This is a genomic window from Pseudophaeobacter sp. (genome assembly GCF_048267565.1).
In the GTDB taxonomy this organism is placed as follows: Bacteria; Pseudomonadota; Alphaproteobacteria; order Rhodobacterales; family Rhodobacteraceae; genus Pseudophaeobacter; species Pseudophaeobacter profundi.
Window position 1 is genome coordinate 545002 of sequence record NZ_JBLWXG010000001.1, and the last position, 24209, is coordinate 569210.

The following is a 24209-nucleotide window of genomic DNA, read 5'->3' on the forward strand; positions in this document are numbered from 1 at the left end:
GGCTTACAAACAAAGGCTTGCCAAGAGACTTCCCTTGGCAAGCCTTTTCGCACTTTCAGCGTATTGACCTCATCCCCGCCATTAGATACCAACGCCCCAGCGGCGGGTATGGTGAAAAGGTATCACGGCAGCTTCCCAAGCTTTAGTTACGAGTTCGATTCTCGTTACCCGCTCCAAACATCCCACAGCACCGCATGGCCGGTGAAAATCGGCCCATATCAGGCTGAATATTCTGCACAATAACCTGCCGTCTTACGACCTCTGCCAGTTTGGGGTGAGCCGGGATTGTTCCGCACCGTTACGGGGCTGTTCTCCCCCTTGCCTTTTGCGCCACCGCGCGGCAAACCGGCGGCATGGAATTACGCTATCTCACCCCGCTGACGGCGGAAGAACAACTGGCGCAGGGGCTGGACCAGCCAAAGCCCATGGCATTGGCGGATCGGGTTCGGTTCTCAGAGCTGGACATCCTGCGTCATGTCAACAACAAGGCCTATCTGGGCTGGTTTGAAACCGCGCGGGTGTCTTACTTTGACCAGCTTTGCGCCCGGCATTTTGCTGGTATGCCACTACCGCGCTCGGTGCTTCGCAATGCCAATGTGCATTATATTCGCGAAATGGTGCTGGATGAGCCCTATATCACCACAGCGCGGGTGATCTCTTTTCGCAACACCTCTTATGTGATGGAACAGCAGATCTGGTCTGGCGGGCTGCGAGCGACGCTAGAGGCGGTGATGGTGCTGCGCAGCCCCGATGGCAGCGCAGGTTATCCCCTGCCCGAGGCGCTGAAGCAGCAGTTCATCAGTAAAGACGGGGCACAGCCGACGCAGGGCTAATGCACCCTGCCCAGACCGGCGCAGCCTTATACTGGATGCGCCAAGCCCAGGTGAACCAGTTTGCCACTGCAAGTCCACTTACCAGTTCCAGCCGATGGTTCGCTACCGCGGCGACGACCCGCCCAAAGCCCTCGACGCGTCACTATGGAGCCTGGTCTGCGATAGCAGCCAGTACGCTATGGAGCCCAGTGCACTGTCATTTCTGACAAGACCGCCTGAATTGGGGCCTCTTCTGGCGGCAAGGAAAGCGCCCGCTTCAAGGCGTCTTTCTTGGCCTCGCCAAAGATCACCAGATGTTTTGACAGCGCCCCATTCAACACCGGAGCCGACAGGCTGATGCGTGGCTCGGGCTGGCTGTCAGGGCGCAATATGGCCAAGGCCGGGGCCTGCGCTGAAAGCGCCTCTTTTACGCCAGCAACGCCAGGAAACAATGAGGCGGTATGCATGTCCTCGCCCATGCCCAGCAAGACCACCGAGAGTGGCAGATCCGGTTGAATCCGGGACATGATGGCCTCCAGCGCCTCTTCCGGGGCATGGTCCGTCATATGAAAGGGCAGGAATTGGGCTGCAGCGGCGCGATCGGTCAACAGCCGTTCTTGGATCAGTCGCGCATTGGAACGCGCATGCTGCACTGGCACCCAGCGTTCATCCGTTGCCATGACATGCACCCGGTCCCAATCGATGTTGGCGGCGCAGAGGTCGTCAAATATTGGCGCTGGCGTGGTGCCGCCTGCCACCGCGATTGAGGCCCATTCATTATGCGACAGATGCATCCTCAGATTGCCGGCAATCTCGCTTGCAACTTCTATCGTCAGGATTTCCCTGTCGGGGTATTCATTCATATTCATGGGTTTATACCTCTCCATTCTCGCTGATCCCTGCGCAGCAGCAGATCGGCATCACCGGGGCCAGTACTACCGCTTTCATAGGGTTTAGGCACATCGCCACGCGCCTGCCAGTCCGCGATGATCGGGTCGATCCAGCCCCAGGCGGCCTCTACCTCATCACCGCGCATGAACAGGGTCTGGTTGCCCCGCACCACATCCATGATCAGTCTCTCATAGGCATCGGCGGGATTGCCCCCCTTCGTCCCCAAGGCGTCAGCAAAGCTCATATCCAGAGGGACATCCATCAAGCGCATTCCGCCGGGGCCAGGTTCCTTGATGGTCACGCTAAGCGTGATACCCTCGTTGGGTTGCAGACGAATTTTCAGGTGGTTGGCATGGCGCCCGGCCTCTTCGCCAAAGATTGAATGCGGCGCGTCCTTGAACAACACATTGATGACCGACGAACGCGCGGCCAGCCGTTTGCCCGTACGCAGATAAAACGGCGTCCCCGCCCATCGCCAATTGCTGATATGCGCCTTGAGCGCGACATAGCTTTCTGTGCTCGTGCGCTGGTCTCCAACGGTTTGGCGATAGTCATCGTCGTCGCCCGCCGCAGGGTGCGTCGGGGCGTATTGACCGCGGACGATATGATAGGGTTCTACCGGGTCCAGTGCGCGGATCACCTTGAGCTTTTCATCGCGCACCGCATCCGGGTCAAACTTGGCCGGTGGTTCCATTGCGATCAGGCACAATAGCTGCATCAGGTGGTTCTGCATCATATCACGCATCGCGCCGGACCGCTCGTAATATGCCTCGCGGCCCCGCACCCCGACGGTTTCGGCCACGGTGATTTGAATGTGATCGACATACTGGCTGTTCCACAGTGGCTCAAACAGCATATTGCCAAAGCGCACCGCCATCAGGTTTTGCACCGTCTCCTTGCCGAGGTAGTGATCAATCCGGTAGATCTGCCCCTCGTCAAAATGGCTAGCGAGGGTGCGGTTCAACGCCCGCGCCGAGGCCAGATCGTGGCCAAAGGGTTTTTCAACCACGATGCGGGTGGCGGCATTGGTCAGCCCATAGCTGTGCAGCCGTTCTGCCAGCGGGCCAAACAACGCCGGACCAACCGAGAAATAATATACCTGCACCCGACCAGATTCTGCCACCGACAACTGGTCGTGCAGATCAGACCAGCCACTTTCGCTGCTGCCATCTAGCGGCACATATGAGACAAGCTGCAAGAACTGCGCCAGGGCGTCGGGGTCCGCATTATTGAGCGATATATCCCGATCCAGCCTTTGTGCCAACTGACTGCGGTATGCTGCGGTGCTGAACCCCGAGCGGGCCGCCCCGATAATCCGGGTGCCATGCGGAATTTGCCCGGCGCAAAATCGACGAAACAGCGCAGGTAAGATCTTGCGCTGCGCCAGATCTCCGGTTGCGCCAAAGACCACCAGATCAAAAGGCTCCACTGGAATGACTTTTGATACCATATTGTTCACCCAACCTTTTGCGCGGCAAAGACCCAGTCTTGGCCCGTGCTATCACATCCCTGTCACATCTGCCTGTAGCGGCTTTTCATTTTCTACCTTTATACGCTAGCCTCTGGCGAAAGAAACTATCCGAGAGTGCTAAGCGTGAAAGATCTATCCGTTCCAAAGGCCAATATCGGAAAATTCAACGACAGCCATGTGACGGCAGATGGCGCAATGCGGGCCTCTGTTGCGCTGAGCCATCCCGAAACGCTTTGGTTCAACACGGGCACCCTGTGCAATATCGAATGTGAGAATTGCTATATTCTCAGCTCTCCAACCAATGATGCGCTTGTCTATATCACCGCGGCAGAGGTCTGCGCCTTTCTGGACCAAATCGAGGCGCGGCAGTGGCCGATCCACGAGATAGGCTTTACCGGCGGCGAGCCCTTTATGAACCCCGAAATGATCGCCCTGACAGAATCCGCCCTGGCGCGTGGCTTTGAGGTGTTGATCCTGACCAATGCCATGCGGCCGATGATGCGCACATCCATGCGCACCGGCCTGCAGCGGCTAGAGGCCGCCTACCCCGGCAAGATGACGCTGCGAGTATCGCTTGATCATTATACCCCAGCACAGCATGACCGCGAGCGCGGTATCGGCAGTTTTGACAAGACCCTTGAAGGCATGCGCTGGCTGCGTGATACGGGGCTGCGGATGGCGGTAGCAGGGCGAACGCTCTGGAACGAAACAGAGGCCGAGGCGCGCGCCGGGTTTGCCACGCTGTTTCAGAACAACGGTTTTGCGATTGACGCGCAGCATCCCGGCGAAACCGTGCTCTTTCCAGAGATGGATGAAACCGTCGAGGTGCCTGAAATCACGACCGAATGCTGGGGGATTTTGGATAAATCTCCGAAGGATGTAATGTGCGCATCCTCCCGGATGGTGGTCAAACGCCGAGGCGCGCAAACGCCTGCAGTTCTGGCCTGCACTCTGCTGCCCTACGAAGAAGAGTTCGAGCTGGGCAAAACGCTGGCCGAAGCCGAGGCTCCGGTCCAGTTGAACCACCCTCACTGCGCCAAATTCTGCGTCTTGGGCGGCGCCAGCTGTTCGGGCTGACGGCCTGGCATCTGCTGCCTGAATCCGATGAATCTGCGATCAGTGCAGGGTAAAGATCCCTTTGACATTGCGCCACTGTCCCGGGCTGATCATCTTGCGGTGGGTAAAGCGCACTGAATGCAGCGGCCCGTCCAGCTCGCGCTGCCAGAATTCGATGAATTCAAACAGCTTGGCGTGATCCGGCGCCAAATCGTAGTCCTGCCAGACATATGTATTTAAAACATGGGTGTAGTCGGGCATGTGATAGGTGAACTCGGCAGTGGTCAGCCCGTAGCCCTTTAGCATGAGTTCCGTACTACTCTTCTCCATCTTGGCCTCCTTGGGAAAGCCCCCCTAGGCAAAAGCCTAGCCAGAAATGGTTAATGGCATCCAAACCGCATAAAATGACAGGAAAACCCGGCAAAACCGGCAGCTTACTTGCGCCCTATATATGCACTCTGATAGGGTGGCCCAACAACATATAGACCCATAGAAAAGAACGGGCAGTAAACGTGACAGATACGCCGGAAACTCCTGATAACGCAGAAGAAAACCTTCCTCAGCGTTCCGCTTATGATGGCCCTACCATCTCTATCGAAGCGGAAATGAAGACCTCCTATCTGGACTATGCAATGTCCGTCATCGTCAGCCGGGCCATTCCCGACCTGCGCGATGGGCTGAAGCCGGTGCATCGCCGTATTCTTTATGCGATGCATGAGACCGGCAATACCCATGACAAAAGCTACCGCAAGTCTGCCCGTCCCGTGGGCGATGTCATGGGTAAATACCACCCGCACGGTGACAGCGCGATCTATGACGCCCTGGTGCGGATGGCGCAGGACTTTTCAATGTCGCTACCGTTGCTTGACGGTCAGGGCAACTTTGGGTCGATGGACGGCGATAACGCGGCGGCAATGCGTTATACCGAAGTGCGGATGGACAAACCTGCCGCCTTCATGCTGAACGATATCGAAAAAGAGACCGTCGACTTTCAAGACAACTACGATGGCAAGGACCGTGAACCAACAGTTCTGCCAGCACGTTTCCCCAATATGCTGGTCAATGGCGCCGGCGGTATTGCCGTTGGCATGGCCACCAATATCCCGCCACATAACCTGGGCGAAGTGATCGACGCCACCCTGGCGCTGATTGATGATCCCGATCTCACCAGCGAACAGCTGATTGACTATGTGCCCGGCCCCGACTTCCCAACTGGTGCCATCATGCTGGGCCGCTCGGGCGCGCGCAAAGCCTACCTTGAGGGGCGCGGCAGCGTCATCATCCGCTCCAAGACCCGCGTCGAGGAAATCCGCAAGGACCGCTATGCCATTGTGGTTGATGAGGTGCCTTATCAGGTCAACAAGGCGGCAATGATCGAAAAGATTGCCGAACAGGTGCGCGAGAAGAAGATCGAGGGCGTCGCCCACGTTCAGGATGAATCCGACCGTAACGGCGTGCGGGTGGTGATTGAACTGAAACGCGATGCCACCCCCGAGGTGGTACTGAATCAGTTGTTCCGCTTCACCCCGATGCAGACCTATTTTGGCTGCAACATGCTGGCGCTGAACGGCGGCCGCCCCGAGCAGCTGACCCTGCGCCGCTTCCTCACGTCTTTCATTGATTTCCGCGAAGATGTGGTGGCGCGCCGCACCGCCTATCTGCTGCGCAAGGCCCGCGAGCGCAGCCATGTGCTGTGTGGTCTGGCCGTGGCCGTTACCAATATCGACGAAATCGTTGCCACCATTCGCCAATCCGCCGATGCCGCCGAGGCCCGCGAAAAACTGATGACCCGGCGCTGGCCTGCGCAGCCCATTCTGCAGTATATCGCGCTGATTGATGATCCGACCCATACTGCCAATGAAGATGGCACCTATAACCTGTCGGAAACCCAGGCCCGCGCCATCCTGGAACTGCGCCTGCAGCGCCTGACACAGATCGGCGTCAAAGAAGTCACCGACGAGTTGGAAGAGCTGGCAAGCAAGATCAAGGAATATCTTGAAATCCTGTCCTCGCGCGAACGCATCATGGGCATCATCGGCGATGAGCTGCGCGAAGTCCGCGACCAGTTTGCCGTGCCGCGCCGCACCGAGATCGTCGACTGGTCCGGTGACATGGACGACGAAGACCTGATCGAGCGCGAAGACATGGTGGTGACTGTGACGTCGGGTGGCTATATCAAACGCACACCCTTGGGTGATTTCCGGGCGCAAAAACGCGGCGGCAAGGGCCTGTCAGGGATGCAGACCAAGGAAGAGGATGTTGTCACCAACCTCTTTGTCGCCAATACCCATACGCAGCTGTTGTTCTTCACCACTGATGGCATGGTCTACAAGCTCAAGACCTGGCGTCTGCCGCAGGGCGGGCGCACCTCCAAGGGTAAGGCCATCATCAATATCCTGCCAATCCCGACAGGTGTCTCTATTGCCGCCATCATGCCAGTGGATCGCCCCGATAATGAATGGGCCGACCTGCAGATCGTCTTTGCGACCTCTGCCGGTACCGTACGGCGTAACCGCCTGTCAGATTTCACAAATGTGAAATCCAACGGCAAGATCGCGATGAAGTTCGAAGACGAACATGCCGAGACCAAGCTCATCAATGCCCGCATCTGTTCCGAAGAGGACGATGTGATGCTGGTGACCAATACCGGTCGTGCCATCCGCTTCCCCACCACCGAGGTCCGCGTCTTTAACAGTCGCAACTCTGTCGGGGTACGTGGCATCAGGCTGGGTGACGGGGATGAAGTTGTCTCTATGTCGGTAATCCGTCATTTCGATGCCACCTCGGAAGAGCGTACCGCCTACCTGAAACGGCGCCGCGCGGTTGCCGGACTGGCCGATGATGGCGAGACGTCAGAGGAAGACGACGCGGTGGAAAACGCCAATATCACCCAGGAACGCTATGCCGAAATGTCGGCTGCGGAAAATCTGATCCTTACGATTACCTCCGGCGGTGCGGGCAAGCTCAGCTCTAGCCATGATTACCCGGTGCGGGGACGTGGCGGTATGGGCGTTGCGGCCATGGACAAGGCCATGCGCGGCGGTGCCCTGCTGGCCTCCTTCCCGGTCACACTGGAAGATCAGATCATGCTGGCGACTTCCAAGGGGCAATCCATCCGGGTGCCCGTCGAAGGCATTTCCTTCCGCTCGCGTTCTGCTGGCGGGGTGCGGGTCTTTAACACCGGCAAGGGCGAAGAGGTGGTTTCGGTCGCCTGGATCGCCGAAAACGGTGAAGAGGACGCGGCAGCCGAAGAATAATCTTGCTTTAGCAACAAGCACTTAAGATCGGACCTATGGCCAGCTTCAGCCGATAGCTGGCCATAGGTCTTTTGCTTTCAGGCTGGATCAGTCACTGTCGGGTGAACCGCCATCCTTACCCATAGGGATCAAGGAAGAGCTGCGTAGGGTTTTCCCCGCTATAGACCATGGCAATGTTCTGGCAGGAAATTTTAACGTAACCGAAGGTTTTTGCCGCTATCAAAGGGTCTCAAAACCCACATTTTTGGCAGGGCCTTTTCATGAATCTCTATCACTGCTCAATTGATCTTCATAATGAAGCCAAAGCGCTGGCCTTTGCCGGAGCCGTGGACCAATGGATGGCCTATCTGAAAGAGCGCGGTGTTGTGAGCGGGCATCGACTGCTGCGGCGCAAGCTGAACCTTGCAAGCGACAATTGCCGGGATTTCCTGTTGGAGATTGAGTTCGCGAACCTCAGCCAGCTGGATGATGCCTTTCGGGTTCTAGGCGAAAGTGACGAAGAGGTTGAGCGGCTGTATCGCAACGTGAACAACTTGATTGCCCATGCAGAATTCGGCCTCTTCCGCCCCTTCCCCGATCCTGAACGCGCCGAGCGCATGGCGCTGATCTGAACACAGCCCGACAAGCCCCCGTCAACAATGAAAAAAGGCCAGGCATTTGCCCGGCCTTTCTTTTACGGTCTGCACGGCGCTATCAGAGCGCATAGAGCGTGGTGAATTTATCCGTCAGATACTGCATCAGCGGTTCTGGGCTTGGCGCCATGCCAGCGGCATGGACAATGGTGTCACGCGGGCTGCGCAGACCGCCGTATTGTTGCAGGTTTTCACGCAGCCAACCGGTGGCAGAGGCGGTATTGCCCGCCGCAAGCTCGGCGTCGAGATCCGGCAGGTCAGCGCGCAGTTTCTGGTTCAGACAGCCCGCATAGACATTGCCCAGGGCATAGGTGGGGAAATAACCAAACAGGCCAACCGACCAATGCACATCCTGCAGGCAGCCGTTCGACGGCTTATCCACGGAATAGCCGAAATCGGCAGCAAAACGATCATTCCAGGCAGCCTCCAGATCGGTGACCTCCAGATCCCCAGCCATCAAGGCGCGCTCTAGGTCAAAGCGCAGCATCACATGCAGGTTGTATTGCAACTCATCCGCCTCGGTACGGATAAAGCCGGGATGAACCCGGTTCACCGCGCGATAAAAAGCCTGTGCATCCGGGATGCCAAAGTCACCAAACTCTGCCCGCATTTCACCATAAAGCCAGCTGGTAAAGGCCGCGCCACGCCCGATCTGGTTTTCATAAATCCGGCTTTGGCTTTCATGCACGCCCATAGAGACACCGCTTCCCAGTGGCGTCAGCAGGAAATCCTGGCTGATACCCTGTTCATAGGCCGCATGGCCGACCTCATGGATGGTCGAGTAGAAACAATTGAACGGGTCATCTTCGCTGGTGCGGGTGGTGATCCGCACATCCAGGCCGCTGCCGGAACTGAAAGGATGAACCGCCTTGTCGACACGCCCATGGCGCATGTCATAACCAAAGGTCTTGGCCAGTTTGCGCGTCAGCTGCATCTGCGCCTGCTCGGAAAAGCGCCCTTCAACTGCCTTGGGCGCGGGGCGTTCCAACACCTGGGCGCGCAGATCAACCAGGCCGGGGCGCATGGCGTCAAAGATCGCCGCGATTTCAGCGGCGGTTGTGCCCTGTTCATAGTCTGCGACCATGGCGTCATAGACATCGCCCCCTGCGGCCAGGGCCTGGCCTTCCTCGCGCTTCAGGGCGACAACCTCTTGCAGCACCGGCAAAAACGCTGCCACGTCTTCTGCCGCGCGGGCTGCGGCCCATTTTCCCTGTGCTTCGGATGTCACCCGGGCAAGCCGTTTTGCCAGATCGCTTGGCACCTTGACGGCACGCTCATAGCTACGCTTGATCTCGCGCAGCTGCGCGCGGCCAGCCTCATCCGGTGCCACAGCCGTTTCCAGCCAGTCGCCCACCACAGCAGAGCACCGGCGGCCATGGATCACCGCCTCAATGGCGGCCATTTCTTCGCCGCGCTGTGGCGCAGCGCCACGCGGCATCACGGTTTCCTGATCCCAGCCAAGCCGCCCGGCAATCTGCGCCAGCGCCTGGGTGTCCCGTTCATAGGCCATCAGGCTGTCGAATGTATTTGTCATAGCTCAGTGGTCCTTGATCGAAGTTACAACAGGATAGGCGGCCAGGAACCGCCCGCGCAGGATCGCCACCCAGAGGCCAACCGCCACAAGCTGGTGCAGAATGGCTGCATGCCAGGGGGCTGCGTAGAGGACGGTGATCACGCCCAGTAGGATTTGCAGCGACAAAACTGCAAAGATCAGATTAAAGGCGCTGCGGGTTGCCGGATGGGCAGAGCCACGCCCCCGCAGCCACACAACGACCGCGAAAGCAAACAGAAGATAGCCGCTCACCCGATGGATAAACTGCACCAATCCAGGGTTTTCAAAGAAGTTCTTCCATAGCGGCTCGATCATCAGCGGGTTTGGGGGCAGCAGCTGCCCGCCCATCAACGGCCAATCCGTATAAGAGCGGCCGGCATCAATGCCCGCAACCAGCGCGCCCAGCAGGATTTGCAAAAAGGCAAAATGCAAAAGCCCGGTGGACAAGCCGAAAATCTTCGCCTCTTTGGCGCGGCGCGCCTGCATCAGGTCACGTTCGGACCGCCCCAACAAAAAGACATACCAGGCAATGACCCCCAGGATGACAAAGGCCAACCCTAGATGCGTTGCCAGCCGATAAGAGGCAACTGCGGTCATACCTTCTCCCTGTGTGACCCCCGAAGAGACCATCCACCAGCCAATGGCACCCTGTAGGCCACCAAGCAGCCCCGGCAGAGCCAGACGTCCCGCCCAGCCTGTTGGGATGCTGCGGGTCACGAAAAAGCCGATAAACCCGATGGCCCAGACCAGGCCCATGACCCGGCCCAGCTGGCGATGGCCCCATTCCCACCAATAAATGGATTTGAAATCTGCCAGCTGCATCCACTTGTTTTCAATCTGCCACTGATCAATCTGTTTGTACTTGGCAAATTCCGCCTGCCAGTCGGCCTCGCTTAGCGGTGGGATCGCGCCGGTGACCGGACGCCATTCGGTGATCGACAAGCCAGAATCGGTCAGCCGGGTCAGCCCGCCCACCACAATCATCGCCACCACCAGCGCAAAGAGCGCCATCAACCAACCCCGGATCGCCCCGCGGGCGCCGCGGCGTCCGCGATCGATCATCCCCGGTGCAGCCTGTGGTGCGGCGTCGGACTTGCTGCCCTCAACCTCTTCAAAAATATTGCGCTTGCTCATGCTTGCCTCTTTCAGATCCGCCGCCACGCTAGGCAGGCTTTTCAGGAAGGTCCAGTACCAGACGGCCTGGAAATCAGGGACGTGTTACAGACGCCATTTTTTGGTCGGCCCGCTGTCACCCTGCCCCTTGGTTTCACCATTCTCGGTCTCGCTCTGCTTCCAGCGCACCATCTGGCGCATGATGCCATGCAGCATCTGCACATCGGCCCGTGTCAGCCGCATACGGCTGAACATATTCCGGAATACCACTTTCATGCCCTCGGATTTTGTGGGCGGAAAGAAATAACCCGCCTCATCCAGACGATCCTCATAGTGGCTGACCAGGGCTTCGACGTCGCGCCCGGTCGCCCAGTCTGTTTTCCCCAGCTCGGTGACCTCATCAGCAACCTCTTGCGATTGGCGCTGCCATTCATAGGCGGTCAACAAAACACATTGCCCCAGGTTCAATGAGGCAAAGTCAGGATTCACCGGCACCGAAATAATGGCATTGGCGCGGGCGATATCGTCGTTTTCCAGCCCAGCGCGTTCGGGACCAAACAGCACCGCAACCTTTTCCCCTGCCCGAATTTTCTGCTGCGCCAGCTTCATAGCCGCCTCGGGGCTGTAGACAGGTTTGACCAATTCACGCGGGCGGGCGGTGGTGGCAAACACGAAAGAGCAATCCTGCAGCGCGGCGGGCAGATCCTCTGCCAGGCAGGCCTCGTCCAATAGCCGCCCAGCGCCAGAGGCCATGGCAACCGCCTTGGGGTTTGGCCAACCATCGCGCGGCGCGACAATGCGCATCCGGTCAAGTCCAAAGTTCCACATGGCACGGGCGGCGGCCCCGATGTTTTCGCCCATCTGCGGGCGGACCAGGACAAAGGCAGGTTGTGGCGTGTCGCTTGGCATCATTCTCTCCGCAAAATACCGCTCTGCTGTAGTATCCAGATCGCCGATGAGCAAGCCATTAGCCAGCCCAGTGGTGCGGCAATCAGCGCCAGAGCCCCCTGCCTGCTGCAACTTTACGGCCAGATGGCCGATTTGCCCAACCAAGACCAGCCAAGACCTTGCAGAAGCTTGCGTTCACCCATAGATCCGCTACAACCCATTGTTCAAAGCGAACAGGAGTAACCTGCATGGAAGACGCCGCACAAGCCCCCGAAGCCCCGCAGATTTACCTGATCTCCCCCCCCAGTTTTGAGCTTGGCCGCTTTCCCGATGTGCTGGCCCGCGTACTGGACAGCACCGAGATCGCCTGCCTGCGCCTGAATATGGCCAGCCGCGACGAAGACACCTTGAGCCGGGCCGGTGACGCCCTGCGCGAGGTCTGCCATGCCCGCGAGGTCGCCATTGTGATCAGCGATCACCAGATCCTGGCAGAGCGTCTGGGTCTGGACGGGGTGCATTTGAACGATGCCTCCAAATCGGTACGCACCGCGCGCAAGGCGCTGGGCCCCGACGCAGTGGTTGGCAGCTTTTGCGGCGCCTCGCGTCACGATGGCATCAGCGCCGCCGAAGCCGGCGCCGATTACGTCAGCTTTGGCCCCGTTGGCACCTCGGGCCTGGGGGATGGCGCCGTGGCCCAGCAGGATCTGTTTGACTGGTGGTCGCAGATGATAGAGGTGCCAGTCGTGGCCGAAGGCGGCCTGACCGAAGATCTGATCCGCAGCACCTCTCCGTTTACTGATTTCTTTGGCCTGGGCGAAGAAATCTGGAATACCGAAGATCCGGCTGCCACCTTGAACCGCTTTATGGTGGCGATGCGCTAAAGCGGACAGCCCGCGCATCCCCCAAACACCAAAAGGCGCCTGCAACATTTCAGGCGCCTTTTGCATATGCCGGTGCCCCAATCAGAGGGGCCTATAGAAAAACCCGCTCTGCAAACCAATAGCCGCCAATCAGGGCAATGGTCAGCGAGGCTGGAATGGCCACCCTGCCGCGGTATTTGGGATACCCGGCAAACCAGTAGCCCAGACAGCCGTAGGCCAGGGCGATCACCGTCAACTGGCCCAGTTCAACTCCCACATTGAACCCCAAGAGCGCCGGCACCATCTGATCCGGCGGCAGGCCAAAATCCCCCAGCACAGAGGCAAAGCCAAGCCCGTGCAACAGGCCAAAGCCGAATATCACCAGACTGCGCCAGCTGTGCACCCGGCGGACAAAGATATTTTCCACCGCGACAAAGACAATCGAGGCGGCAATCAGCGGCTCTAGGATGGTGGGGTTAACATGAACCACCCCCAAGGCGCCCAGCGCCAGGGTGATACTATGGGCCAGGGTAAACAGGCTTACCTGCCAGAGCAGCGGTTTCAGGCGCAGCGTCAGAAAAAACAACCCCAGCACAAACAGGATATGATCCAGCCCATTTTGCAAGATATGGTCAAAACCAACCGGCAGATAGCTTTGGAACACCTGCCAGCCATTTTGCACCGCGCCCCCCTTCAGCGCGATCAAGGCAGAGCGGTCCCCCCCCGCGATATAGCCGGTATAGGGATCAGGCACCCCATTCTGCCGCAAGACAACCGCGCCGGATCGGTCAGGCCAGGTAAGGCTCAGGTAGGGGGCGGCGCCAGAAACCTCTCCTTTCAGAACCAGTTCAGAGCTGCGCGGAAGGCTGGCATCGCCGACCTTTGGAATATGCAGACTGTGCAGTTGCAGGGGCACGGGAACGCCAGCTGTGATCTCCAGTTCCGGCAGCCAATCTTCCAGGAACAGCCGCAGCATTGGGTCCAGCTCTGCCTCGGGCATAGAGCGCAGCAAGTCATAATCGCCCGACTTGTCACTGCTATTCGTATCGGCGCGCCCGTCCAGATCAATACCGGCCACAAAGGCCTCTATGTTCATGCGTAGCGTCAGCGTCAGCTGCCCCTCGCTGACCTCAAAATCCGCAATGGTGGGTGAAACTTCATGGGCACGCCCGGCGCTTGGGGGATACATCAGCAGGCTTGACAGGATCACGATGATTGCCACCCTGAGGCAACCCAATTGCAAAGTCTTGAAAATGTTCAAACCTGTGTTCCGCTCTGTTCCTAAATCAATCACTCAAAGCTATGGCCCGCCCCGCATCAACCTGCCCGCCCTTGGTCTCACGGCGCTGGGCTGGTTGGCCGGAACAATGGCACCGGCACTCTCACATGAGTTTTGGATTGAGCCGGAGAAATATCAAGTGAATTCCGGTGCCACCCTGAACGCGGGGCTGCGCAATGGGCAAATGTTCAAGGGCGCCCGCCTGCCCTATTTTGACCATCGCATCCATCGGTTCGAGACGGTGCATCAGGGCCTGGTCATCCCCTATCGCGGCCGCATGGGGGATATGCCCGCTCTGGTGCGAGAGGATCTGCCCGCCGGTTTGCTGATTGCACTCCATGAGACCACTCCCGATCTGGTGACCTATGATAGCTGGCAGGACTTTGCAGAGTTCGCCGCCCATCAGGGACTTGGCGACCCGGGCCCAAAGCAGCGCGAGCGCGGGCTGCCGCAGCCTGGCGCAGACAGATGGCGCGGGCGCGGTTAACCTACACCTGCGCCGACAGCACAGCTATCTTGCCAATGCCGTGGTTATGCGCCCGTTTGAAGACGACCCAAAGGCGGTCTGGCAAACGCTTTGGGCCTCTATCACCTTTGCGCTGCCCGAATAAATCAGCCCCCCGGCCGCGCAGGCCCTGATTTTGCGTGCAAGCGACCGGGGCCGCTCGCTTGTCGCTTGCGAGGGGCGAAAAAAGACGCAATAGAGAGCACATGACACAGGACATGACGCCCCCCGCCCCCCTACAAGAGACTGCCGCGCCGGTGCTTTGCATCGGTTCTGTCCTTTGGGACGTGATCGGGCGCTGCCCGTCTGAAATGCGCCACGGCTCTGACATGCCCGGGCGGATCACCCGTCTGCCCGGAGGTGTGGCGATGAATATCGCCATGACGCTGGCCCATTTTGGCTTGGTGCCTACCCTGCTGAGCACTGTTGGCCGTGACGCCGAAGGTGATGAGTTGATAGCCGCCTGTCGCCAGTTGGGCTGCCGGACAGAGCATCTCTATCGCTCTGACGATCTGCCAACTGATCGATACATGGCGGTGGAAGGCGGCAATGGGCTGATCGCCGCCATTGCTGATGCCCATTCGCTAGAGGCGGCGGGAGATAAAATTCTGCGTCCGCTGATCGATGGCACGCTGGGCTCGCCTGCCCAGCCCTATACCGGGGCAATTGCGCTGGATGGAAATCTGACGCTCTCGCTGCTGGGGGATATTGCCATCCACCCGGCCTTTGCCCGTGCAGATTTGCGGGTGGCGCCGGCCTCTCCGGGTAAGGCCGAAAGGCTTCGCCCCTTTCTGGCTGCCACCCGTGGCACGCTCTATGTGAACCTGGAAGAGGCCGGGATCCTGTGTCAGGACAGGTTCAGCAATAGCGAAGCCGCCGCCCTGGCGCTGATTGACCGGGGCGCTGTCCGGGTGCTGGTCACAGATGGGGGATCCTCTGCCAGCGAGGCCTGCGCGCCCGGCCACCGGGGCGCCGGGGAAAGCCCGGTGATCACCCAAACACCGCCGCCTGTCACCGTTGCCCGTGTAACAGGGGCCGGCGACACATTCATGGCCGCCCATATCGCCGCCGAAGCGCGCGGCGACACGCGACATTTCGCCCTGGCCGCCGCTCTAGAGGCTGCCGCCACCTACGTTTCAGGAGACCCACCGCTGTGATCGACATCCAGTATTCATCCGAAGTCCGCGCCGCCAAAGCCGCCGGAACCGCAATTGTGGCGCTGGAAAGCACCATCATTACCCATGGCATGCCATTTCCACAAAATGTGGAAGTCGCCGCCCAGGTGGAGCAAGATATTCGCGACGCAGGTGCCACGCCTGCCACCATTGCCGTGATCAAGGGCGTCCTGCATGTCGGCCTGGAAGCCGATGAACTGCAGGCCCTGGGCCAGGCGAAAAACGTTGCCAAGGTCTCGCGCGCGGATATGCCCGTCTGTATCGCCGTGGGCCAAACCGGTGCGACCACGGTTGCCGCCACGATGATTGCCGCAAATCTGGCAGGGATTTCGGTTTTTGCCACCGGCGGCATCGGCGGGGTGCACAAGGGGGCGGAAACCAGCTTTGATATCTCGGCTGATCTGCTGGAACTGGCCCAGACCCCCGTCACCGTTGTAGCAGCCGGTGCAAAGGCGATATTGGACATCCCCAAAACCCTGGAAATTCTGGAAACACAAGGGGTTCCGGTGATTTCCTACGGTCAGGACAGCTTCCCCGCCTTTTGGTCGGCCCAATCCGATCTGATGGCACCGCTGCGTCTGAACAGCGCTGCGGAAATCGCGCGCGCCCAAGACACGCGCCGCGCCATGGGCCTGCCCGGCGGGCAGCTCATCGCCAATCCAATCCCGCTGGATGCAGAAATCCCAGCAGCCGATCTGGCGCCAGTGATTGCCCAGGCCCAAAGCGAAGCGGATGCCCAAGGCGTCAGCGGCAAGGCTGTGACGCCGTTTTTGCTGCAACGGATCTTTGAACTGACCGAGGGGCGTTCTCTCACTGCCAATATCGCCTTGGTGCGCAATAATGCACGGCTGGCGGCAGAAATCGCCAAAGAACTGGTCGCTCTCAATAGCTAAATGACTTTCCTTTGACTATAGCATTGCCCATGGGCGGATCAGTACCTAGGTTCGCCCTACACAATACGAGATTTTCCTGATGTTTGATCACCAGATATGACTTCTCCCTTCGACGAAGAGCCAATCCGCCACCGCCCCGGTCTGTTTGCCCGGCTGCGGTCGTCGTTTTTCACTGGCATCGTGGTTATTGCCCCGGTCGGTCTGACCGTCTGGCTATTGTGGACAGTGGTTGGCTGGGTGGATTCTGTGGTGTTGCCGCTGGTGCCGCACACCATTTCGCCGGAACAATACATCGGCATCAATCTGCGCGGTATTGGGCTGATTTTCTTCTTGATCTTTACCATTGTCATTGGCTGGATCGCCAAGGGCATCATCGGCCGTTCTCTGATTGGTTTTGCGGAAAACCTGGTTAATCGCATGCCAGTTGTGCGCACGATCTATTCCGGCATCAAGCAAATCTCCGAAACCGTTTTTGCCCAGTCTGAACGCAGCTTTGAAAAGGCCTGCCTGATCCAATACCCCCGTCGCGGCATCTGGGCGATTGGCTTTATCTCGACCACAGCCAAGGGCGAGGTCTCTGACAGCACCAAGACGGGCGATGCCCTGATGAGCATCTTCCTGCCCACCACCCCCAACCCGACCTCTGGTTTTTTGCTCTTTGTCCCCAAGGATGACGTGATTGAGCTGGAAATGAGCGTTGAGGATGCCGCAAAATTGGTGATCTCTGCCGGGTTGGTCTATCCCAACCCAAAGGATCCGATCACACCGCCACCAGGCAACCCAGCGCAATAGCGCCGCAGGGCCACTGAAACAGGGGCTGCGGTATCGGTGGACACCTTGCCTGCAAAATGCGTCGAAGCCACTTCAATATAGTAAAAGAGCGGCCCAAGAGCCGCTCCTGATCTTTGCATCATTCATCGGATGCAGTTCTAGTCGTTTGATTTCGCAGGTCTTAGATGCGCAAGAGCAATAGCCACTTTTGCGCAACATGCCCGAACAGGCCACTGGCACAACACTTAAAGCGCGGTCCAGCCGCCATCTACGCTTAGGGTGGTGCCGGTGATCTGCGCCGCTGCATCGGAACAGAAAAACACGGCTGTACCGCCGAGCTGTTCCACCGTTGCAAACTCCTTTGAGGGCTGACGTTCCAGCATGACCTGCTTGATCACCTCTTCGCGCGACATGTTGTATTTTGCCATAGTATCCGGGATCTGGGCCTCAACCAGCGGCGTCAGCACATAGCCTGGGCAAATGGCATTGCAGGTGATCGGCTCTTCTGCGGTTTCCAGCGCCACCGTTTTGGTCAGCCCCACAACCCCATGTTTTGCCGCGACATAAGCCGATTTGAACGGCGAGGCCGTTAGCCCATGCGCCGAAGCGATATTGATAACCCGACCCCAGCCAGCGGCGCGCATCTTGGGCAGCGCAACGGCGGTGGTATGAAAGGCAGAGCTGAGATTGATTGCCAGAATGGCATCCCAGGTTTCTGTCGGGAAGTCATCCACCGGTGCCACATGCTGGATACCGGCGTTGTTGACCAGGATATCGCAGGCGCCCGCTTCCTCGATCAGCCCGCGACAGGCCTCCCCCTTGGACATATCCGCCTGAATATAGCGGGCCTTACCACCGAACTCTGCTGCGATCTGGGCCGCAATCTCGTGATCCTCAGGCCGGTCGGTGAAAGAGTTCAACACCACATCCGCCCCCGCGCGCGCCAGTTCCCGCGCAATCCCTAGGCCAATGCCCGAATTTGATCCGGTAATCACCGCGGTTTTTCCTGTGAGAGTCATCTGCTGTCCCTTTCCTGGTCTCTGTCATAAGGCGTTTTATCTTCTTGCCATGCTGCAGACGCAAATGAAACGCGTAGGACTACGTAGCAGCCGCTGCATCTGACGCAGACAAACCTGGGCGCAAAGGCCGTTCAGAGAATAATGGGGGCAGACGGCTCGAAAATCCTTAACAAAAAAAACGCCCGCGCGAAGCGGGCGTAAAGTTATTGAGGCAGGTTTCATACAGGCAAGAAACCTATCGAGCAGTGACTTCTTTATATGCAATTTCTGCCTTCCATCCAAGCTAAAAGTTTGAAATGACAAGAAAGCGCAGATGCGGTGTAGACCCAAGAAAATATGGGCCCGATGGGATTGTTGCCAAAATGACCTCAGTTTTTTTCCAAAAACTTAAACTCGCAACCACAGGAATCCTGCTGCTTGGCGGTGCTGCACCCCTGTTCGCAGAATCATCTCATGGCATAGCTATGTACGGTGACCCTAGCCTACCACAGGATTTTGTGTCCTTACCATATGCTAACCCTTCGGCGCCCAAAGGGGGCAAAGTCGTCTTTGGCAACACCGGCGGTTTTGATACGCTTAATCCCTTTGCCCAGAAAGGCACGCCCCCCTGGCAGCTTCGGTTCTGGGGATATGAAAGCCTGATGGGCCGCTCCTGGGACGAAGCCTTCTCTCTTTACGGTCTGTTGGCCGAATCGGTCGACGTTCCAGAGGACAGATCCTGGGTCGAATTCACTCTCAGACCGGAAGCAAAATTCTCCGATGGTAGCCCGGTCACGGTAGAGGATGTGATCTGGTCCTACGAAACACTCGGCACCCAAGGACACCTGCGCTATCGCGGGTTCTGGGGCAAAGTGGCTGATATCCGCCAAACCGGGCCGCTGAGCCTGCGCATCACCTTCAACACCCAAGACCGAGAACTTGCCCTGATTGCCGGCATGCGACCTATCTTGAAACGGTCACAGTGGGCGGGCAAAGATTTTGCGTCATCGGGGCTGACCGAGGCCCCAATTGGCACTGGCGCCTACGTGGTCGACAGCTTCGAGGCGGGACGTCAAGTCACCCTGCGGCGCAATCCCGACTACTGGGGCAAGGATCTGCCCTTCCGGGTTGGCACCCAGAACTTTGATCAACTGCGAATTGATTTTTTCGGTGATCAGACGGTCTTGTTCGAATCTTTCAAAGCAGGCGAGCTGACCGCCTACCGTGAATTCAATGCGGATAAATGGCAGCGTGCCTATGATTTTGAAGCCGTCACAAGCGGGCGCATCGTCAAAAGTGAGATCCCGCATCAGCGCCCCAGCGGAATGACCGGGCTTGCCTTTAACACCCGCCGCGCGCCACTGGATGATTGGCGGGTGCGCGAGGCGCTGATCCTGGCCTTCAACTTTGAATACATCAATGAAACCATTACCGGCGGGACACAGCAGCGCATCAGCTCTTATTTTTCCAATTCCCACCTCGGGATGCAGCCCGGCGCAGCCAGCGGTCGAGTGGCGCAGTATCTGGCACCCTTTGCCGAAGATCTGCCCCCCGGCACTCTCTCCGGGTATCGCCTGCCACAAAGCGACGGCACCAAGCGCAACCGCAAGAACCTGCGTCGCGCCATGGCGCTGCTGCAAGAGGCGGGCCTTCGCGTTCAGGATGGGGCGCTCCGCGATGCAAATGGCACCGAGCTGCGCCTGAATGTGTTGCTACGCCAAGGCGATAGCGAGATGAAGACGGTGATCGAAATCTATGCCCGCGCGCTGGAACGTCTGGGCATCACCCTGATACCGGAAGTGGTTGACAACGCGCAATATGTCGGCCGCCAGAGCAGCTTTGACTTTGATCTTACCCGGTTGCGCCGTGAGCTGTCATTAAGTCCGGGCAACGAACAGCGCCTCTATTGGGGCAGCGCCGGGGCGGATCAGCCCGGCAGCCGCAATCTGATGGGAATTGCCTCGCCTGCGGCAGATGCAATGATCGATCACATGCTCACAGTAGACGCCCCAGAAGATTTTACCGCCGCCACCCGCGCGTTGGACCGGGTGCTAACCGCCGGGCGCTATGTCATTCCCATCTGGTCCTTTGACAAGGGACGTATCGCCCATGTGAAAGAGCTGCATTTTCCGGATGTCCTGCCGATTTACGGCGACCGAACCGGGTTCATGCCAGAGGTCTGGTGGTATCAAGCCACAGAGTGACGCTGGCTATCTCGTTAAAAGGCAACAAAACTCCCGTGTTCCTTTGTTTCATCGATTTTGGTATAGTCGGTGCAATGCAAGGCTATTGTTTCGATGGGGGTACCAATCATGACGACCCTTCCTTCACCGTGGCGTTGGGAAAGTATGTATCCTCGCGCCAAACAACGTTTCCCGCATCTCTGCGCCGAAACGGTCCCCAGCCTTGCAAAGGACCGAGACGGCTTTGTCGCCTATCTGGCTGATACCCATCACCTGACCCTGCGCGAAGCCGAGGAAGAGGTTGACGACTTCCTCTTCACCGAGAGCCTGCATGCAGAGCTGAAAACAGATCGGGCCTGATCAGGGAAGGCCGCGACGGGTCCGCGAAAGCAACTTCGCGAAACACGCCAGCAGTTTCGCGCACTTGCAAGGTCGCATGAACGCGGCAAGCCTAATCCCTTGGCTTCAGGAAGGTTTCACCGCCGGAATAGCCAGCCCCAGGTCGTTAGCAGATCGCTAGCTGAGGGAGGTGACCCAAAGTATGGTGGCATCATCCTGACTGACCGAGACCACATTGTGACCCATCGCCGCGTCATAATAGGCACTGTCGCCGCGCCGCATCTCTACCGGTTCGTAAAACTCGGTATAGAGCTTCACCACCCCGGTCAGAACATACATGAATTCTTCGCCGTCGTGCCGCACCCAGCCGTCAAATTCATCCATGGACCGCGCCCGCACCCGCGCGCGGTAAGGCAACATCTGTTTGCGCCGCAGCCCCTCTGCGAGCAGTTCGTGCTCGTAGGTGGCAGTGGCCTGGGCCGATCCTTCGTTATATTTGGTCACCGTCATGCGCCCGTTGACCTGATCACGCTGCGGCGGGGTAAACAGCTGCGGAACCGAAATTTCCAGTCCGACCGCCAGCTTCTTCAGGGCCTCGTAGGTCGGCGACATCTGGCCGTTCTCGATCTTTGACAGGGTTGATCGCGCCAGCCCGGCCTGATTGGCCGCATGTTCCAGCGTCCAGTCCCGCGCCTTGCGGAGCTCGCGCACACGCGCGCCCAGGTCCAACGGTTCTGCGTCACGCTCCTCGCCATTGGCGCGGGCGATGGTGATCAAAGATTTGGGGTCTCGTCCTGTCATGCGGTCTCTATAAGATGCCCGCTGCATGCTTGCAACGCGGCACTTGTCAGGCTAGCCAAAGGATATGGTATCTCTCTTTGATCAAGGCGCCTTTGCGCCCTGCCCCGCGCCCTTTAATCTGGCCGCCCATGTGCTGCGCCAGGCCCGAATCCTGCCCGACAAACCGGCGCTAGAGGTCATTGGCAGCAAGGGGGCGCAGATCTGGACCTTTGCCCAGCTAGAGGCCGCAGTACGCGGCACCGGCACCGGATTGTTGCAGGCGGGGCTGAAACCGGGGCAAATCCTGTTGATGCGCCTTGGCAATACCGTGGATTTCCCCATTGCCTATCTGGGGGCGATTGCTGCGGGTCTTGTACCCGTTCCGACCTCTTCGCAGTTGACCGAGGACGAAACCGCCAAGATGATCGCCGATCTGGATGCAGCCGCGATTTTACGAGATCCGTCAGTTGCCTGCGCGGCGCACCCGATGCAGATTGAGCTGCCCGCCCTGCAGGCAATGCGCGCCTTGCCGCCCTGCGACTATGCCATGGGGCCAGCTGATCGGATGGCCTATGCGGTCTATACCTCTGGCACCAGTGGCATGGCCCGCGCCGTTGCCCATGCCCATCGTGCCATCTGGGCACGCCAGATGATGGTGCAGGGGTGGTATGATCTGAAACCCGATGATCGCTTGCTGCATGCGGGCGCTTTCAACTGGACCTTTACGCTGGGCACGGGCTTGATGGATCCTTGGACCATCGGTGCCACCGCGCTGATCCCTGAACCGGACACCGACCCCGCGCAGCTGCCCGCCCTGCTGCGCCAGCACAAGGCAAGCCTTTTTGCCGCAGCACCGGGGGTATATCGAAAGATCCTAAAATCTGACGCGCCACTTGATCTGCCATATCTACGCCACGGGCTTTGTGCCGGGGAAAAGCTGTCCGAGCATCTGCATCAAGCCTGGCGTCACGCCTCGGGCACCGATCTGTTCGAGGCCTATGGCATGTCGGAATGTTCCACCTTTATTTCCTCCAGCCCGGCGCATCCGGCGCGCGGCCAGGCCCTGGGCCAGCCACAGCCGGGGCGTCGCGTGGCGATACTTGGCCCCGATGGGCCCGTGCCCAATGGCGAGGTCGGCACCATCGCCATTGCCGCCAGCGATCCGGGGCTGATGCTGGGCTATCTGAATGCCCCACAAGAAACCGCCGCACGGATGCAGGGAGAGTGGTTCCTGACTGGCGACCAGGGCACCATGGCACCGGATGGTCAGATCAGCTATCTTGGGCGCGATGATGATATGATGAATGCCGGCGGCTTTCGGGTCTCGCCGATCGAGGTGGAAACCCAGCTACAAGCGCATCCCGGCATAACCCAGGTTGGCGTCGCCTCGGTCGAGGTCAAAACCGATAGCCATATCATCGTCGCCTTTTACACTGGCCCCGCGCCACTGGACCCGGCGGAGTTACAGCGCTTTGCCACCGCGCATCTGGCCCGCTATAAACAGCCCCGTGCCTATGTCCATCTCGACGCTCTGCCCAGTGGCGCCAATGGCAAACTGCTGCGCCGCGCCCTGCCCGCCTATTTCAAAGGATAGCCCATGACCGCTGACCTGCCGACTGTGAAGCTCGATATTATTTCCGATCCGATCTGCCCTTGGTGCTATATCGGCAAGACCCATCTGGACAAGGCGCTGGCAGAAATTCCGGATCATCCCTTTGTGATTGAATGGCACCCTTTCCAGCTGAATCCCGACATGCCCGCCGAGGGCATGGATCGGCGCGCCTATCTGGAGGCCAAGTTCGGCGGCAAAGAAGGCGCGGTGCGGGCCTATGCCCCCGTGGTGGAAAATGCCGAAAAGGCCGGGTTGAAGATCGATTTTGAAGGTATGCAGCGCACGCCAAACACCATCAACGCGCACCGGCTGATCCACTGGGCCGGGATAGAAGCCAAGCAGGGCGCAATGGTGGATGCCTTGTTTGACGCCTATTTTTCCCAGGCGCGTGACATCGGCGACACCGAGGTCCTGGTAGAAATTGCCGCCAATGTCGGGCTAGAGGCCGATGTGGTGCGCAAGCTGCTGTCTGGCGACAGTGACCGGGAAGATATCCGCAACCGCGATGCACATTCGCGCAAAATGGGGGTGACATCGGTTCCGACCTTTATCATCGCCAACCAGCATGCGGTCCCCGGTGCCCAGCAGCCCGACATGTGGAAGCAGATCATTTCTGATATTATGGAACAACTCCAAAATCCTACGGAAAGCTCATGACCCAACTGCGGCGTTTAACCATCTTTGTTGCCCTGCTTGTGGTGCTGGCTTCGGGCACCGTGTTTTTTCACTTTGCCGAAGGCTGGAGCTGGTTGGATTCCTATTTCTTTACCGTGATCACCGTATCGACGGTTGGCTATGGCAATCTGGTCCCGGTGACTGCGGCAGGCAAGTTGGCGACCACCGCTCTGATTTTTGGTGGACTTGGGGTCTTTGCTCTGGCGATGAATGAATTTGCCCAGATGCAGCTGGCAAAACGGCAAAAGCATAATGAATGGCTGTTTGCCCGGCTGGGAGATGACACGAAAGATGACGAAGCGCCTGTCGCCAATGAGGATGATCCCCCCGCCACTGCGCGCACAAGCCCCCCACAGGAATAACCCGTCACGGCTGCGCCGTACTCCGTGGCTGTCTCGCTGCTGCACGGCGTGGTTTCGCGGGGACGGCACAGGGGACCACAGCAGGCACAGAAACTACACAAAACA

Annotated in this window: 23 protein-coding genes and 1 tRNA gene; 15 read left to right on the top strand and 9 right to left on the bottom strand. The window is 58.7% G+C overall.

What is annotated here, in order from left to right:
• Nucleotides 1-102 precede the first annotated feature (102 nt).
• Together ACN0VH_RS02580 and ACN0VH_RS02585 are read left to right on the top strand one after the other, a co-directional pair.
• Nucleotides 103-176 (top strand) — tRNA-Gly (locus ACN0VH_RS02580).
• A gap of 177 nt (nucleotides 177-353) precedes the next feature.
• Nucleotides 354-833 (top strand): acyl-CoA thioesterase, encoded by a 480-nt coding sequence (locus tag ACN0VH_RS02585; RefSeq protein ID WP_278921705.1) that lies wholly within the window; start codon nucleotides 354-356, stop codon nucleotides 831-833.
• Between the two features lie 176 nt (nucleotides 834-1009).
• Here ACN0VH_RS02585 and pgl read toward each other — a convergent pair whose 3' ends face one another.
• Both pgl and zwf read right to left on the bottom strand, forming a co-directional pair.
• Complete coding sequence (gene pgl / locus ACN0VH_RS02590; RefSeq protein WP_278921706.1) at nucleotides 1010-1681, bottom strand: 6-phosphogluconolactonase; 672 nt, start codon at nucleotides 1679-1681, stop codon at nucleotides 1010-1012.
• Complete coding sequence (zwf, locus tag ACN0VH_RS02595) at nucleotides 1678-3153, bottom strand: glucose-6-phosphate dehydrogenase (RefSeq protein ID WP_417699405.1); 1476 nt, start codon at nucleotides 3151-3153, stop codon at nucleotides 1678-1680. Before zwf ends, pgl begins: the two co-directional genes overlap by 4 nt.
• Nucleotides 3154-3297: 144 nt before the next feature.
• On the opposite strand from zwf, the gene ACN0VH_RS02600 reads away from it, so the two are divergent.
• Nucleotides 3298-4251, top strand: a complete 954-nt coding sequence (locus ACN0VH_RS02600; RefSeq protein ID WP_278921708.1) for a radical SAM protein — start codon at nucleotides 3298-3300, stop codon at nucleotides 4249-4251.
• 39 nt (nucleotides 4252-4290) lie between these two features.
• On the opposite strand, the gene ACN0VH_RS02605 is transcribed toward ACN0VH_RS02600, so the two are convergent.
• A complete protein-coding gene (locus ACN0VH_RS02605) occupies nucleotides 4291-4560 on the bottom strand; it encodes an usg protein (protein WP_278921709.1) in 270 nt (89 codons plus the stop codon).
• Between the two features lie 182 nt (nucleotides 4561-4742).
• Here ACN0VH_RS02605 and gyrA point away from each other — a divergent pair, with 182 nt between their 5' ends.
• Both gyrA and ACN0VH_RS02615 read left to right on the top strand, forming a co-directional pair.
• On the top strand, nucleotides 4743-7487 hold the full coding sequence (gene gyrA, locus ACN0VH_RS02610; protein WP_278921710.1) for a DNA gyrase subunit A: 2745 nt from the start codon (nucleotides 4743-4745) through the stop codon (nucleotides 7485-7487).
• Nucleotides 7488-7747: 260 nt separating this feature from the next.
• The gene (locus ACN0VH_RS02615; protein ID WP_278921711.1) at nucleotides 7748-8098 is read left to right on the top strand and encodes a DUF6614 family protein; all 351 of its coding nucleotides are present in this window, start codon (nucleotides 7748-7750) and stop codon (nucleotides 8096-8098) included.
• Between the two features lie 82 nt (nucleotides 8099-8180).
• Here ACN0VH_RS02615 and ACN0VH_RS02620 read toward each other — a convergent pair whose 3' ends face one another.
• The 3 genes from ACN0VH_RS02620 to ACN0VH_RS02630 all read right to left on the bottom strand — a co-directional run bounded on the left by ACN0VH_RS02620 (nucleotide 8181) and on the right by ACN0VH_RS02630 (nucleotide 11693).
• Nucleotides 8181-9653, bottom strand: coding sequence for a carboxypeptidase M32 (locus tag ACN0VH_RS02620; protein ID WP_278921712.1), 1473 nt, complete (start codon nucleotides 9651-9653; stop codon nucleotides 8181-8183).
• 3 nt (nucleotides 9654-9656) lie between these two features.
• The gene (ctaA, locus tag ACN0VH_RS02625) at nucleotides 9657-10805 is read right to left on the bottom strand and encodes a heme A synthase (protein ID WP_417699409.1); all 1149 of its coding nucleotides are present in this window, start codon (nucleotides 10803-10805) and stop codon (nucleotides 9657-9659) included.
• An 84-nt stretch (nucleotides 10806-10889) separates the two neighbouring features.
• Nucleotides 10890-11693 (bottom strand): RNA methyltransferase, encoded by an 804-nt coding sequence (locus tag ACN0VH_RS02630; protein ID WP_278921951.1) that lies wholly within the window; start codon nucleotides 11691-11693, stop codon nucleotides 10890-10892.
• Between the two features lie 227 nt (nucleotides 11694-11920).
• Between ACN0VH_RS02630 and ACN0VH_RS02635 the strand changes: the two genes are divergently transcribed.
• Nucleotides 11921-12553 (top strand): thiamine phosphate synthase, encoded by a 633-nt coding sequence (locus tag ACN0VH_RS02635; protein ID WP_417699411.1) that lies wholly within the window; start codon nucleotides 11921-11923, stop codon nucleotides 12551-12553.
• Nucleotides 12554-12644: 91 nt separating this feature from the next.
• Here ACN0VH_RS02635 and ACN0VH_RS02640 read toward each other — a convergent pair whose 3' ends face one another.
• Nucleotides 12645-13748: a HupE/UreJ family protein gene (locus ACN0VH_RS02640; RefSeq protein ID WP_417699977.1), complete on the bottom strand. Its 1104-nt coding sequence runs from the start codon at nucleotides 13746-13748 to the stop codon at nucleotides 12645-12647.
• A gap of 37 nt (nucleotides 13749-13785) precedes the next feature.
• Between ACN0VH_RS02640 and ACN0VH_RS02645 the strand changes: the two genes are divergently transcribed.
• The 4 genes from ACN0VH_RS02645 to ACN0VH_RS02660 all read left to right on the top strand — a co-directional run bounded on the left by ACN0VH_RS02645 (nucleotide 13786) and on the right by ACN0VH_RS02660 (nucleotide 17176).
• Nucleotides 13786-14298, top strand: coding sequence for a hypothetical protein (locus ACN0VH_RS02645; RefSeq protein ID WP_417699413.1), 513 nt, complete (start codon nucleotides 13786-13788; stop codon nucleotides 14296-14298).
• A gap of 224 nt (nucleotides 14299-14522) precedes the next feature.
• Entirely contained in the window at nucleotides 14523-15473 is a 951-nt protein-coding gene (locus ACN0VH_RS02650; RefSeq protein ID WP_417699415.1) for a PfkB family carbohydrate kinase, read from the top strand.
• Nucleotides 15470-16384, top strand: coding sequence for a pseudouridine-5'-phosphate glycosidase (locus tag ACN0VH_RS02655; protein WP_417699417.1), 915 nt, complete (start codon nucleotides 15470-15472; stop codon nucleotides 16382-16384). The genes ACN0VH_RS02650 and ACN0VH_RS02655 overlap by 4 nt, the downstream gene beginning before the upstream one ends.
• A 96-nt stretch (nucleotides 16385-16480) precedes the next feature.
• Complete coding sequence (locus tag ACN0VH_RS02660; RefSeq protein ID WP_417699419.1) at nucleotides 16481-17176, top strand: DUF502 domain-containing protein; 696 nt, start codon at nucleotides 16481-16483, stop codon at nucleotides 17174-17176.
• 224 nt (nucleotides 17177-17400) lie between these two features.
• On the opposite strand, the gene ACN0VH_RS02665 is transcribed toward ACN0VH_RS02660, so the two are convergent.
• Nucleotides 17401-18174 (bottom strand): 3-hydroxybutyrate dehydrogenase, encoded by a 774-nt coding sequence (locus ACN0VH_RS02665; RefSeq protein WP_278921719.1) that lies wholly within the window; start codon nucleotides 18172-18174, stop codon nucleotides 17401-17403.
• A gap of 362 nt (nucleotides 18175-18536) precedes the next feature.
• On the opposite strand from ACN0VH_RS02665, the gene ACN0VH_RS02670 reads away from it, so the two are divergent.
• Together ACN0VH_RS02670 and ACN0VH_RS02675 are read left to right on the top strand one after the other, a co-directional pair.
• On the top strand, nucleotides 18537-20357 hold the full coding sequence (locus ACN0VH_RS02670; RefSeq protein ID WP_278921720.1) for an extracellular solute-binding protein: 1821 nt from the start codon (nucleotides 18537-18539) through the stop codon (nucleotides 20355-20357).
• A gap of 144 nt (nucleotides 20358-20501) precedes the next feature.
• Nucleotides 20502-20696, top strand: coding sequence for a hypothetical protein (locus ACN0VH_RS02675; protein ID WP_278921721.1), 195 nt, complete (start codon nucleotides 20502-20504; stop codon nucleotides 20694-20696).
• Nucleotides 20697-20852: 156 nt separating this feature from the next.
• On the opposite strand, the gene ACN0VH_RS02680 is transcribed toward ACN0VH_RS02675, so the two are convergent.
• The gene (locus tag ACN0VH_RS02680) at nucleotides 20853-21476 is read right to left on the bottom strand and encodes a helix-turn-helix domain-containing protein (protein ID WP_232401101.1); all 624 of its coding nucleotides are present in this window, start codon (nucleotides 21474-21476) and stop codon (nucleotides 20853-20855) included.
• A gap of 64 nt (nucleotides 21477-21540) precedes the next feature.
• Between ACN0VH_RS02680 and ACN0VH_RS02685 the strand changes: the two genes are divergently transcribed.
• From ACN0VH_RS02685 to ACN0VH_RS02695, 3 genes are read left to right on the top strand one after another with little or no spacing between them, the layout of a single operon-like run.
• On the top strand, nucleotides 21541-23049 hold the full coding sequence (locus tag ACN0VH_RS02685) for a class I adenylate-forming enzyme family protein (protein ID WP_278921723.1): 1509 nt from the start codon (nucleotides 21541-21543) through the stop codon (nucleotides 23047-23049).
• A gap of 3 nt (nucleotides 23050-23052) precedes the next feature.
• Complete coding sequence (locus tag ACN0VH_RS02690; RefSeq protein ID WP_278921724.1) at nucleotides 23053-23724, top strand: DsbA family oxidoreductase; 672 nt, start codon at nucleotides 23053-23055, stop codon at nucleotides 23722-23724.
• Nucleotides 23721-24104: a potassium channel family protein gene (locus ACN0VH_RS02695; RefSeq protein ID WP_278921725.1), complete on the top strand. Its 384-nt coding sequence runs from the start codon at nucleotides 23721-23723 to the stop codon at nucleotides 24102-24104. Before ACN0VH_RS02690 ends, ACN0VH_RS02695 begins: the two co-directional genes overlap by 4 nt.
• The last annotated feature ends 105 nt before the right edge of the window (nucleotides 24105-24209 follow it).

Coding starts and splice junctions, on each gene's coding strand:
- ACN0VH_RS02585 (WP_278921705.1), top strand. CDS start 354: ATGGAATTACGCTATCTCACCCCGCTGACGGCGGAAGAACAACTGGCG.
- pgl (WP_278921706.1), bottom strand. CDS start 1,681: ATGAATATGAATGAATACCCCGACAGGGAAATCCTGACGATAGAAGTT.
- zwf (WP_417699405.1), bottom strand. CDS start 3,153: ATGGTATCAAAAGTCATTCCAGTGGAGCCTTTTGATCTGGTGGTCTTT.
- ACN0VH_RS02605 (WP_278921709.1), bottom strand. CDS start 4,560: ATGGAGAAGAGTAGTACGGAACTCATGCTAAAGGGCTACGGGCTGACC.
- ACN0VH_RS02615 (WP_278921711.1), top strand. CDS start 7,748: ATGAATCTCTATCACTGCTCAATTGATCTTCATAATGAAGCCAAAGCG.
- ACN0VH_RS02620 (WP_278921712.1), bottom strand. CDS start 9,653: ATGACAAATACATTCGACAGCCTGATGGCCTATGAACGGGACACCCAG.
- ctaA (WP_417699409.1), bottom strand. CDS start 10,805: ATGAGCAAGCGCAATATTTTTGAAGAGGTTGAGGGCAGCAAGTCCGAC.
- ACN0VH_RS02630 (WP_278921951.1), bottom strand. CDS start 11,693: ATGCCAAGCGACACGCCACAACCTGCCTTTGTCCTGGTCCGCCCGCAG.
- ACN0VH_RS02635 (WP_417699411.1), top strand. CDS start 11,921: ATGGAAGACGCCGCACAAGCCCCCGAAGCCCCGCAGATTTACCTGATC.
- ACN0VH_RS02645 (WP_417699413.1), top strand. CDS start 13,786: ATGTTCAAACCTGTGTTCCGCTCTGTTCCTAAATCAATCACTCAAAGC.
- ACN0VH_RS02650 (WP_417699415.1), top strand. CDS start 14,523: ATGACACAGGACATGACGCCCCCCGCCCCCCTACAAGAGACTGCCGCG.
- ACN0VH_RS02660 (WP_417699419.1), top strand. CDS start 16,481: ATGACTTCTCCCTTCGACGAAGAGCCAATCCGCCACCGCCCCGGTCTG.
- ACN0VH_RS02665 (WP_278921719.1), bottom strand. CDS start 18,174: ATGACTCTCACAGGAAAAACCGCGGTGATTACCGGATCAAATTCGGGC.
- ACN0VH_RS02670 (WP_278921720.1), top strand. CDS start 18,537: ATGACCTCAGTTTTTTTCCAAAAACTTAAACTCGCAACCACAGGAATC.
- ACN0VH_RS02675 (WP_278921721.1), top strand. CDS start 20,502: ATGTATCCTCGCGCCAAACAACGTTTCCCGCATCTCTGCGCCGAAACG.
- ACN0VH_RS02680 (WP_232401101.1), bottom strand. CDS start 21,476: ATGACAGGACGAGACCCCAAATCTTTGATCACCATCGCCCGCGCCAAT.
- ACN0VH_RS02685 (WP_278921723.1), top strand. CDS start 21,541: ATGGTATCTCTCTTTGATCAAGGCGCCTTTGCGCCCTGCCCCGCGCCC.
- ACN0VH_RS02690 (WP_278921724.1), top strand. CDS start 23,053: ATGACCGCTGACCTGCCGACTGTGAAGCTCGATATTATTTCCGATCCG.
- ACN0VH_RS02695 (WP_278921725.1), top strand. CDS start 23,721: ATGACCCAACTGCGGCGTTTAACCATCTTTGTTGCCCTGCTTGTGGTG.